Annotated in this window: 3 protein-coding genes; 2 read left to right on the forward strand and 1 reads right to left on the reverse strand. The window is 74.6% G+C overall.

Annotated elements, in window-relative coordinates:
- Positions 1-240 precede the first annotated feature (240 nt).
- Positions 241-1,728, forward strand: coding sequence for an NAD(P)/FAD-dependent oxidoreductase (locus CWIS_RS16625; RefSeq protein WP_048344451.1), 1,488 nt, complete (start codon positions 241-243; stop codon positions 1,726-1,728).
- Positions 1,729-1,824: 96 nt separating this feature from the next.
- Here the strand turns inward: CWIS_RS16625 and CWIS_RS16630 are convergent, their stop codons facing one another.
- A complete protein-coding gene (locus tag CWIS_RS16630) occupies positions 1,825-2,115 on the reverse strand; it encodes a DUF4235 domain-containing protein (protein WP_048344452.1) in 291 nt (96 codons plus the stop codon).
- A gap of 184 nt (positions 2,116-2,299) precedes the next feature.
- On the opposite strand from CWIS_RS16630, the gene CWIS_RS16635 reads away from it, so the two are divergent.
- A complete protein-coding gene (locus CWIS_RS16635) occupies positions 2,300-11,716 on the forward strand; it encodes a DUF11 domain-containing protein (RefSeq protein ID WP_048344453.1) in 9,417 nt (3,138 codons plus the stop codon).
- The last annotated feature ends 41 nt before the right edge of the window (positions 11,717-11,757 follow it).

Consider the following 11,757-nt stretch of genomic DNA (forward strand, 5'->3'; position numbering starts at 1 on the left):
ATCGGGGAGCGGTTCCGGTGGACGCGGACGACGAGGGCACGTGGCGGACCGACCACGACCTGCGGCTGTGGGACGTGCCGGTCATCCGGCTGCACGACCGGATGGAGCGCGTGCACCCCGCCCGCTGACCGGTCGGTGCCCTGCAGCCGGTGGTTGGATGGCCGTGGGAGCGATGACGAGCTCGGACGTCGCACGCGGCAGACGCCGGGCGGCGTCAGCAGACACTCAGCGGGAGGCAGCGTGCGCGGGCACGGCGAGGGACACACGGAGGTCGTCGTCGTCGGCGCGGGCCCCAACGGGCTGGCTGCCGCCGTGACCTGCGCGCGCGCCGGCCTCGACGTCACGGTCCTCGAGGCGCAGCCGACGATCGGCGGCGGCGCGCGCACGCTCGACCTGGGCCTGGCCGACGGGGTGGTGCACGACATCTGCTCCGCGGTGCAGGCGATGGCCTGGGCGTCGCCGTTCTTCCGCGGGTTCGACCTGGCTGCGCGGGGGGTCGAGCTGCTGACGCCCGAGATCTCGTACGCGCAGCCGCTGGCGGACGGCCGCGCGGGCCTGGCGTACCGCGACCTGGACCGCACGGTCGAGGGGCTCGGCGCCGACGGGCCGGCGTGGCGCTCGCTCGTCGGGCGGCTCTCGGAGCACTGGCAGGACGTGGTGCGCGTCGCGCTGGGCGACAAGCGCAGCCTGCCGCCCGGGCTGGTGCCGCGCGGCGTCCCGACCGCCGCGGCGTTCGGCCTGGCGGTGCTCGAGCAGGGCACGCGCGCGTGGGACCGCCGCTTCACCGGCGACGTCGCGCCCGCGCTGCTCACGGGCGTCGCGGCGCACGCGATCACGCCGCTGCCGTCGTTCGCGGCAGCGGGCACGGCGCTCCTGCTCGGTTCGCTGGCCCACGCGGGCGAGGGCTGGTCGATCCCGCGCGGCGGCTCGCGCGCCATCACCGACGCGCTGCGCGCCGACCTCGAGGCGCACGGCGGTCGGGTGCTGACCGAGCAGCCGGTGCGGACGGTCGCGGACCTGCCGCACGCGCACGCCTACCTGTTCGACACCACGCCGCGCACGGTGATCGAGGTGCTCGGCGACGAGCTGCCCGCGCGGGCTCGTCGGGCGCTCGGCTCCTTCCGGTACGGCGACGGGGCCGCGAAGGTCGACTTCGTGCTGTCCGGTCCGGTGCCGTGGACCCATCCGGAGATCGCTCGGGCGGGGACCGTGCACGTCGGCGGGACGCGCGCGCAGATGGCCGCCGCGGAGGCGGACGTCGCGGCCGGTCGGCACGCCGAGCGTCCGATGACGCTGGTGAGCGACCCGGTGGTGGTCGACGAGACGCGCGAGTCCGGCGGGCTGCGCCCCCTGTGGTCCTACGCGCACGTGCCCGCGGGGTCGGACGTCGACGTGACCGAGGCCGTCACCGCGCACATCGAGCAGTACGCGCCGGGGTTCCGCGACGTCGTCGTCGCGAGCCGCTGCGTGCCCGCGGCACAGATGGCGCACCACAACCAGAACTACGTCGGCGGAGACATCTCGGCGGGCGCGGTCTCGATCCGGCAGATGTTCGCGCGTCCGACGATGCGCCCCGACCCGTACGCGACGGGGCGCGAGGGCGTGTACCTGTGCTCGTCGTCCACGCCGCCCGGCCCGGGCGTGCACGGGCTGGGCGGGTGGTTCGCGGCGCGCCGCGCGATGCGCGAGGTCTTCGGGATCACGAAGGCGCCGGACCTGCGTCCCTGACGACCGGGCGACGACCGGCCGGCGCGCGCCGACGGGCGCGGGCGCGCGGTCGAGGGCCGGCGAGACCGGCGCCTGACCGGACGCCGCGCGCGCCGGTCAGCGCGTGAGGTCGGGCAGGTTCGGGTCGCTCTTGGCGCGTGCCGCGAACTTGGCCGTGCCGCGCGTCGCGAAGGTCCGGGCGATGGACACCGCGGCGCCGGTCAGCGCGGCGGCGACGACGATCTCGCTGAGCCGGGCGTCGCCCGGGTCCTCGGCCTTGGGGGGCTTGTGACCGCGCGCGGCCTGCCAGGACTGGTTGACGACCTGGGTGGCGACCCAGGCCGCGAGGCCGGCGGCGGCGAGGCCGACGAGCTTCGCGAGCATCGGCGTGGAGGGCTTGTCTGCCATGGACGCCGACGCTACCGCGCACGATCGGGTGAACGCGCGCGGGAGCGACATGAACAAGTGTCCAACTCGTGGGACGCGCGCGCCGCTTTTTGTGACGCTTCGTCGGGAACCGTCCCGGTTCTGGCCGCTGACCTGCAACAACGCGCCTCTACGCTCCCGGAGACTACGTCTCTCGGAGGTCAGCGTGCGCCATCGCACCCCCAGCCGCGGCATCGCGGCGCTCCTGTCCCTGGCACTCGTCCTGGGGCTCGGCGCCGTCGCGACGGTCGCCTCCGGGGTCGTCACCGCGGCGCCCGCGCAGGCGGCGACCGGCACGCTGAGCCTCGGGCACGGCGCGACGCCCGCGAGCGTGCTCGCGGGCGAGGACGCGACGATCGCGCTGCGGGCCGAGCACACGGGCGCGGCGGCGGACATCGCGTACAACCTCACGTTCGTCGCGACCCTGCCTCCCGGTGCGACCTACGTCGCGGGTTCCGCGACGCCCGCGTCGGGCCCCGGCGCGCCCGGCGAGCCCACCGCGCAGCAGGTCGTCCCGAACCCCGCCGACCCGAGCTCGTCGTACTGGGTCCTCGTCTGGTCCAACGTCACCGACCTGCCCGCCGGGGGCGTGGTGTCCCTCGGCTTCGATCTCGACCTGGACGAGGCGCGCTTCCCCGCGGGCAGCACCGTCGTCGTCCCGAGCCGCGTCCTGGGCAGCGCCGACGAGCGCATCGTCCCCAAGGTGACGGTCGCGACGAGCGGAGTCACGCACGTCGCCGACGCGAGCGCGAGCGACACCGCGCAGACGCGCGTCTCGCCGCTCGAGATCACCAAGTCCGAGCCGTCGTCCGAGAGCGAGCTGCTGCGCGGCCTCGAGGACCAGCAGACGGAGTACACGCTCACGGTGCGCGTCGCGCCGTCGGGCCCCGTCAGTGACGTCGTGGTGCGCGACGTGCTGCCCGCCGCGCTGCACTTCCTGGGCTGCGAGTCCGTCAGCGCGCCGGGTGGGTGCGCCACGTTCACGGGCCAGAGCGTGCAGTCCGACGCGTCCGGCGCGCACACCGTGGTGGGGTGGGCGTTCCCGAGCCTGGCCGCCGGGAGCACGACGACCATCCGGTACCGCGCCGCCGCGGGCTACACCGAGCTGAACCCGGGCACCTCGCAGTTCGACGGCCCGTCGCTGCGTCAGAAGCCCACGGGGACGGCCGCGACCAACACGGTCGACGTGACCGGCACCTACCAGGGCGCGGTGGCGTCGGCGGGCGACCGCGCCGCCTCGGCGAGCGCGGAGCACACGGTCCAGGTGCTCGACGTCGCCCTCGCGAAGTCGGCCGACGCGAGCAGCTTCACGGGCGGCAACAGCACGCGCTTCACCCTCGACGTGCGGGTCGGCCAGTACACGGACGCGTCGACGATCGTCGTCACGGACACCCTGCCCGACGGCATGTGCGCCTACCTGCCGACCGGCTTCTCCGTGCCCGCGGGCTGGCCCGCCGACTGCACCGCACTGCCGCGGCGCGCGGTCGTCGGCGCGACGCTGACGAGCGCGGTCATGCACGCCGACGGCACCACGACCCTCACGCTCGAGGTGCCCGACGTGGCGGCGAACGGGACCGCGCAGGTCAGGTACGACGCGTTCATGCGCAGCACGCACGCCGACGGCTCGCCGACCGCGACGGGTGAGACGTTCACGAACTCCGCGTCGCTCACGGCGACGACGACCCCGGTCAGCGGTTCACCCGAGACCGGCGCGGAGCCGGTCGAGAACGGGTCGTCCGCCTCGGTCTCGTCGAAGGGCCCGACGCTCGTCAAGCAGGTGTGGCCCAACGCGTCCCGTACCGCGATCGCCGGGGCGGCCTCGTGCCCCGCGGTGACGAGCCCCCTGTGGTCGACGAGCGCGCAGCCCGTCGTGCGGCTCGGCGACCTCGTCTGCTTCCAGATCACGCTCGAGGCGGCGACGGGTGTCGCGCTGCGCGACGTCTCGCTGCGCGACTTCGTGCCGGTGGGCACGGAGTTCGTCGACGCGCGCGTCGCCGCGACCTCGTCGGCGTTCACGATCACCCAGACCCCCGGCCAGCCCGCGTGGACCATCGGCGACACGATCGGCTCGGCGCGGTACCTGCCGGCCGCCGGCTCCGCCACGTTCCAGGTGGTCGCACGCGTCACGGACACCCAGCCGAGCGGCAAGGACATCCTCGGCAACCTCGCGAAGATGCGCTGGCGCGACGCCGACAACCGTGTCGCGGCGCAGCGCACGCAGGTCGACTTCGCGGTCGCCCCGGCGGCGCCCCTCACCCTGGCCAAGACCGTGACGGCCGAGTCCGGCACGTCGGCGAACCAGCGGACGCACGAGGGAGAGGTCGTCACCTACCGCCTGTCGGTGGCGCACGCGGGCACGGCGGCGGACGCGAGCGACCACCCCGTCGACTCCGTCGAGCTGTGGGACGCCCTGCCCACGGGCTTCACGTGCGCGGACGTCGTGACCGCGGGTGTCACGTGCGCCGCCGGCGCGACGACGTCGACCACCGGCCGCTCCGTCCTGCGCGTCACGCTCTCCGGGACCGCGCTCGGCGCGGACTCGCTGCTCACCGCGGGTGAGACGGTCACGTACGACGTGCAGGTGCGCGTGCCGTCGCCGCTGTCGATCTCGTCGTCGCACACCAACAACGCCTCGATCGTCGCCTACACCGTGCCGACGACGGACGGCCGCGCGGGCGCGACGTCGGCGGTCTACCAGCCCAGCGGCTCGCTGGCCGACCCGACCGCACCGAACGCCCCCGCGGCGAACGCGTCGGCGTCCGTCTTCCTGCCCGGCAGCGTCGTCGGCAAGACGATCGACTCGACCTCGGTCACCGAGGCGGGCAACAACGCCGCCACCCAGGCGACCGTCGGCGAGACCGTCACGTACACGTACTCCGCGACGGTGCCGGCCAAGACGACGGTGTTCCGCGGCGCGCTGACCGACACGCTGCCGACCGGCGGTCGGCTCACGGGCCTCACGGTCGTCAGCTCCAGCGTGCCGGGTGCCACGGTCAGCACCTACAGCTCGGGCTCCGGCGGGACGTGCACGCCGCTGGCCGGCGTCGCGTGCCTGGACACGACGACGGGCGCGCTGTCCCTGCCGCCCGTGTACACGAACCCGAGCACGACCGCGTGGACCGTGTCGGTGACGGTCACCGCGCGCGTCGCGAACGCCGCCGGGAACACGCACGGCTCGACGCTGACGAACACCGCCGAGCTCCGCAGCCGGAACACCGCGGCGGCGACCACCGACGTGCTGCGCGGCACCGCGTCGGCTGCGGCCACCGTCGTCCTGCCGACCGTCTCGGTGACGAAGTCGCCGCTCAACGGCTCGGGAGCGCCCGTCGACCCGCTTCCCGTCGGCACTGGGCAGACCATCACCTACCGCCTCACCGCCGCGCAGACCGCGACCAACCGGCCCCCGGCGCACGACACGGTCGTCGTCGACTGCCTGCCCGTGGGGATGACCCCTGTGACGCCGCTGCCCGCTGGCCTGACGTCGGCGGCGGGCACGGGCTCGCCGTGCGCGACCAACCGCACGCAGATCACCTGGGCGGTCGGTGACGTCCTCTCGTCGGGCTCGACCTCGATCGAGTACCAGGCCGTCATCCCGATCGACGCGGGCGGCAGCGCGTCGCTCGTGAACACCGCCACCGTGACCGCCTCGACTCTCGCCGACGGCGCGAACGACGCCACCGCCGAGCGCGTCCTGTCCGCGACGGACACCGGCACGGTGCAGCTCGCGAGCCCCACGGGCACCAAGACGAGCGACGTCAGCTGGGCCGTGCCCGGCCAGGACGTCACGTGGACCCTCGTGGCGAGACTCCCCGCGAACGCGAACTACTACGACGCCGCGGTCATCGACGTCCTGCCGGCCGGCCTCACTCCCGACCTGGCGAGCGCGACGATCACGTGCACCGGGGGTGACACCACCTGGCAGACCACGTGTGCGGGGACGCCGATCACGGGGTCCTCCGGGAGCAGCACACGCCTCGTGTGGCCGTTGGGGGACCTCGCCGCGATCGCCACCGAGCGCACCATCACGATCGAGCTCGCCTCGACGGTGGACCCGGCGGGCGCGCTGGCGGCCGGGAGCAGCGCGCCGAACGCGTTCGGCGTCGGCTGGTTCCAGACCGACGCGACGCGCACGGTGACCAGCACGACGAGCTTCGACCGAGCCCCGACGCTGGGCACGGCGTCCGTCGCCATCCGTGAGCCGCTCGTGACGGTCGCGAAGTCCGTCGACGACGCGACGGTCGAGCCGGGCCAGACCTTCACCTACACGGTCACGGCCTCGGGCTCCACCGCGACGAGCCGCGCGGTCACCGCGCACGCGGTCACGGTCGTCGACACGGTCCCGCAGGGGGTCGTCCCGCTCACCGCCTCGAACGTGCCCGCGGTCGACGGCGACACCGTCGGCGGGGGGACGTGGGACGCGAGCGCCCGGACCGTCACGTGGACCGCCCCGACGCTCGCGAGCGGCGCGTCGGTGACCTACACCTTCCCGGCGCGGCTCGCGCCCGCTGACTCGCTGACCGGTGCGGCGCTGACGAACTCGGCGCGCGTCACGTCGTGGTCGTCGCTCGCGACGGACGGACGCACGTACGGGCCGACCGTCGCCGCGACCGCCGGAGTCACGCCGCAGTTCCCGCGCGTCAACGCGACCAAGTCGCAGACGACCGCGAACCCGGTGGTCGTCGACCAGGAGGTCTCCTACGCCGTCACCCTGACGAACGCCGGGACCGCGCCCGCGGCGTCGGTCGAGTTGACCGACACCCTGCCCACCGGCTGGCAGTACGTCGCGGACAGCGCGACGATCCAGGTCGGCGCGGGCACCGCGGTCGACCTGGACGACCCGACGGGCACGAGCACGCTCGTCTGGTCGAACGTGCTGCCGACCGGCACGCGCCTCGCGGCGAGCGGCACGGCCACGCTGCGCTACCGGGCGACCCCGACGTCGGCCGCGGCCTCGTCGTCGGGCTCGGCCGTGGCGCACACCAACACCGTCGCGGTCACGCACGTGACCGATGCCGTGGGCGGCGACTCGTACGACGACGGTGACGGCACGTACCTCGGCACCGGCGGCTCGGCGACGGCGCGCCTGCACGCCGCGGACCTGTCCGTCACGAAGACCGCCTCGACGTGGGTCGCGGGCACCTCGACGAACACGTGGACCGTCACCGTCAGGAACAACGGGCCCGACCCGGCGGTCGGCGTCGTCGTGCACGACGCGATGGGGCCCCCGCCGACGGGTGTCGCGTTCGTCTCGATCGCGGGCACCGGCGCGACGTGCGTCGCGGCGCCCGGGTCGACCGCCACGTCCCCGGCGCAGGACTGCACGCTCAGCGCGCCCCTGGCCTCGGGCGCGTCGGTGACCCTGACGGTGACGACGAGCGTCACGTCCGGCGTCGCGTCCGGCACCACCGCGTCGAACACGGCGACCGTGACCGCGGCGACCTACGACCCCGACCCGAGCAACGACTCCGCCACCAGCACGGCCACCGTCACGACGGTCGCCGACCTCGAGCTGGTCAAGACCGGTCCGTCGTCCGTCGACGCGGGCGCGCTCGCCACGTGGGTCGTCACCGTGACCAACCGCGGCCCGTCGGTCTCGCGCGCCTCGCTCGCGACGCCCATCGTGGTGAGTGACGCCCTGCCCGCGGGCGTGAGCGTCACGAGCGTCGTCCCGAGCGGCGCGAGCTGCACCGCGCCGAGCGGCGGGACGCTGACCTGCACGCGCACGAGCGACCTCGCGAGCGGGGCGTCGTTCTCCGTCGAGGTCACGGGCCGCGTCTCGGCGTCGCTGGTGGCCGCCGACGGTCCGCTCGTCAACCAGGCCGAGGTCACCCCCGTGACCGGCCAGGGCACGGACACGTACGACGACGAGGACTCGACGAGCACCGCGATCACGCACGCCGAGAGCCTCACGATCACCAAGACGATCGTCGGCGACCTGGTCGCCGGGTCGACCGGGACGTACGCGATCACGGTGAGCAACGCGGGACCGTCCGTCGCGCGTGGCGTCGTCGTGACCGACGACCTGCCCACCGGCCTGACCTACGCCGGGGGTGTCGACTCCGACGACGACTGGACCTGCACCGGGACCACGTCGGTGACGTGCGAGCTCGGCGACGTGCTCGGCGTGGGCGCCGCGGCGGCCTCGACCTTCACGTTCGACGTGTCGATCGCCTCGGGTCGCACCGGCGCGATCCTCAACGAGGCCGTCGTCGGTTCCGACTGGCTGGACGACCAGGACACCGACGACGTGTCCACGGGCGCCACGGTGCACGCCGACCTGGGCCTGGCCAAGACGCACCCGGACCCGACGGTCAGCGCGGGGACCGGCACGACGTTCACGCTCACCGTGACCAACCACGGCCCGTCGGACGCGCCGGGCCCGATCGTCGTGACCGACGACGTCCCGGCCGGGCTGCCGCTGGACGGCGCCCCGACGCCCGACGGCGGCATGTGCACCGTCGGGACGACGAAGCCGTCGGGCGCCCAGCCGGTGACGTGCACCCTGACCGGCGGGCTGGCGAAGAACGGCACGTGGGAGATCGAGATCCCCGTGCTCGTGCCGGCGACCGCCGCTGCCGCGACGATCACCAACACCGCCACGGTCGCGGGACCCCCGACGCTCGACGAGGGCGCGGACACGCACAGCAACACCGCGAGCGACGACGTCGTGATCGTGCGCGAGGCCGACCTGTCGATCACGAAGACGGCCTCGGCCGCCACCGTCGTCGCGGGTGACGCGACGGGCGTGACGTACACGCTCGTCGTCGAGAACGCGGGACCCTCGGTCGCCGCCGCGACGACCGTCGTCGACACGCTCCCCGCGGGACTCGTGCCCGTCTCGGGGTCGTGGGCCGACGGCACCTGCACGATCACCGGGCAGGAGGTCCGCTGCGCGCTGGGTGACCTGCTCGAGTCCGACGGTCCGGTGACGATCTCAGTCGTCGCCCGGGTGCGCTCGGGCGTCGCGGACGGCGCGACGATCACCAACACCGCGACCGCGTCCTCCACGACGCCCGACGTCGACGGCTCCGGCCCGACGACGGACTCGGACGACGCCACGATCACGGTGGACACCGAGGCAACGCTGTCGATCGTCAAGACCGCCGAGGCCGCGACGGTCCGGGCCGGCGAGACCGCCGCGTTCGGGCTCGTCGTGACGAACGACGGCCCGTCCGACGTGCTCGGCCCGGTGACGGTCACGGACACGCTGCCCGCCGGCCTGACGTTCGACTCGTCGTCGACCACCGGGTCTCCCGCGTGGGTCTGCGACGACGACGACCAGGAGGTCACCTGCACGCTCGGCGACGGGACCGTCGGCCTCGCGGCGCACGCCGACGCCCCGACGCTGCGGATCGTGGCGGTCGTGTCCGCGGCGGCCGACCCGGGCACGGTGACGAACTCGGCGATCGCGTCCTCGCCGCTGTCGGGCGACTCCGACCCGGACACGGCCGACGTCGAGATCACGACGTCCGCCGACCTGGGCCTGACCAAGACGCACACGGGCACGGCCGTCGCCGGTGAGCCGTTCGCGTGGACCCTGACCGTGACCAACGGCGGCCCGTCGGACTCGCGGGCCACCGCGGCCGACCCGATCGTCGTGCGGGACACGCTGCCCGTGGGCGTCGTGCTCGACGACTCCGACCCGATCACCGGGGGCGGCTTCACGTGCGTCGCCGGCACGCCGGTGACCGTGGGGACGGCGACGCACGAGGTGGTCGAGTGCACGCGTCCGACGACGCTGGCCGCGCTCGCGACGGCCTCGGTCACCGTCCCCGTGCTCCTCGACGCCGACCTCGACGGCACCGTGACGAACCGCGCCGTCGTGACCCCCGGCCTGACGGGCCAGCCCGCCGACGCCACGCTCGACGACGTCGCGACGGACGACGTGACCGTGACCGGCGTCGCCGACCTCGGCCTCGTCAAGGAGCTCGTCACGGACCCGGCGGACGTCGTCGCGGGCCAGACGATCACCTGGCGCGTGGCCGTCACCAACCACGGGCCGTCCACGTCCCGTGCGGACGCCACCGCACCGATCGTCGTGGTCGACGAGCTCCCGGCTGACGTGCGGGACGCCACCGCGTCCGGCCCCGGCTGGGCGTGCACGACCGACGACGGCACCGTGACGTGCGAGCGCGACAGCGACCTCCCGGTCGGCCCGGCGCCGGACCTCACGGTCACGGCGACCGTCCGCAGCAGCGCGACCGGTGACCTGGTCAACGTCGCGACCGTCCAGCCCGGCCGCACGCCGCAGGCCGCGCCGGGCGGGGGAGGCGGCGGGGCCGGGGGCACGGGCTCCGAGCCGGACACCGACGACGCGACGGTGACGCCCGGCGCGTCCGCCGACCTCGCGCTCGTCAAGAGCGTCGTGACCGCACCGGTCGCGGGCGCCACGGGCGTCTACCGCCTGCAGGTGACGAACCTCGGCCCGTCGGACGCGCGGGACGTCATGGTGACCGACACGCTGCCGACCGGCCTGACGTTCGGGCGGTTGCTCGACTCGTCGTCGGGCGCGTGGCAGTGCTCGGGCACGACGCTCGTCGAGTGCGAGCTCGACGGTCCCCTGCCGTCCGGCGCGCTCGTGCACCTCGACCTCGAGGTCGTCGCCGACGCGTCGCTCACCGGGGACGTGGTCAACACCGCGACCGTGACGTCCTCGACGCCCGACCCGAGTCCTGCGGACAACACCGACTCGGTCTCGGCCGAGATGGGGACGCACGCCGACCTGTCCGTCGTGAAGACGCACAGCGGTGAGGGACGCGTGGGCGGCACCCTGACGTACCACCTCGCGGTGTCGAACGCGGGTCCGTCGGCCGCGGCCGACGTGACCGTGCTCGACCAGGTGCCCGCGTCACTGCGGGTCACGGGCGTGCGGGCGGACGACTCCGTGTGGCGCTGCGTGGTGGGTGACCTCGCCGCGGACGGCACCCCCGTGCTGTGCACGACCGACTCGCTCGCGCCGGGCGGCACGGCACCCACGATCGACATCGACGTGCTGGTCGGGGCGGCCGCGTTCCCGGGCGTCGTCAACGTGGTCGAGGTGCACTCCTCGACGCCGGGTGCCGACGGGATCTCGCTGGCGACCGACGACGACGCGCTCGAGCTCGCCGCGCTCGTCGACCTGCGACTGACCAAGACGTTCGACGGGGACGCGCTGCAGGTCGGCTCGTCGGGCACGTACGTGCTCACCGTGACGAACGCCGGCCCGACCCCGGACCCCGGCCCGGTCACGGTCACGGACGTCCTGCCCGCGGGTCTGACGTTCGACACCGCGCGTGGCGCGGCGTGCGCTGCCGACGGTCAGAAGGTCACCTGCACGCTCGACGGCCTCGACGTGGGTGAGTCGCTCGACATCCGGCTGAGCGTGCTGGTGTCCTCGGCCGCCGTCGGCACCGTCACCAACACCGCGTCGGTCACGAGCGCGGCGGACGACTCCGACCCGGAGAACAACACCGGTTCGGTGACGGTGCCGGTCCACGCGAAGCCGCTCGCGGTGACCGGGACCGAGGCCGGGCTGCTCGCGCTGCTCGCCGTGCTCCTGCTGCTGGGCGGCGGCGCCGCGGTGGTGCTCGCACGACGACGCTGACCTCCGGGCCGGAGGCAGGCCGCCCCGCCTGCCTCCGGCCC

The organism is Cellulomonas sp. A375-1 (genome assembly GCF_001040865.1).
Classification (GTDB): domain Bacteria; phylum Actinomycetota; class Actinomycetes; order Actinomycetales; family Cellulomonadaceae; genus Cellulomonas; species Cellulomonas gelida.

Excerpts from the sequence above, each read along its gene's own strand:
- CWIS_RS16630 (WP_048344452.1), bottom strand. The coding sequence starts at position 2,115 with ATGGCAGACAAGCCCTCCACGCCGATGCTCGCGAAGCTCGTCGGCCTC.